Source organism: Aeromonas sp. 600479 (genome assembly GCF_049175515.1).
In the GTDB taxonomy this organism is placed as follows: Bacteria; Pseudomonadota; Gammaproteobacteria; order Enterobacterales; family Aeromonadaceae; genus Aeromonas; species Aeromonas veronii_A.
The window spans coordinates 1-570 of the sequence record NZ_JAAKVF010000038.1; the positions used below are offsets into that span (position 1 = coordinate 1).

Annotated in this window: 1 pseudogene; it reads right to left on the bottom strand. The window is 57.9% G+C overall.

Annotation, left to right across the window (positions count from 1 at the left end):
* A pseudogene (locus G5149_RS20900) lies at positions 1-570 on the bottom strand (IS3-like element ISAs31 family transposase); the annotation flags it as partial.

Sequence of the window (570 nt, forward strand, 5' to 3'; positions counted from 1 at the left end):
CCGCCATCATCCTGACCCTGCAGCAGATAATGCAGCTTGCGAGTGCCCACCCGAGGTTGTCGCAGTCGAACCTGACGCACGAAGCGCACCACCTGCAAGCCCTGTGCATGGCGCTCGTCGGCGACCCGATTGCGCTTGTAGTAAGCCTGCCGGCTTATCCCCAGAAACAGGCAAGCCCTGACAATGGTCAGCCTCTCGACTTGCCGCTGCGAGAGGACTTGCCGGGTCGCTTTTTTACGATAGAGACGCCGTAGTCATTCTTCAGTACATCGACGACGGCCTCAAAGAACTGGGCTTTCTGACTCATCAGCGCCAGCTGTTGCTCGAGTTCCTTGATACGCTGCTCGGGCGTCTGGTTGTCGGGGTCTGGCATGGTGATGCTCCTGCCGGCACGAACAGAAGCCCCCTGGCTCCAATCTTGCCGACCATGTTTACGCAACCATACCAGAACGGTGGAGCGGCCCTGAATGCCATAACGCACCTGAGCCTGTTTGTAGGTGAGCTCGCCTTTTTCAATCTGCTCGACCAGCGCCAGTTTAAAAGTCAGCGAGTAATCGCGCTGTGTCCGTT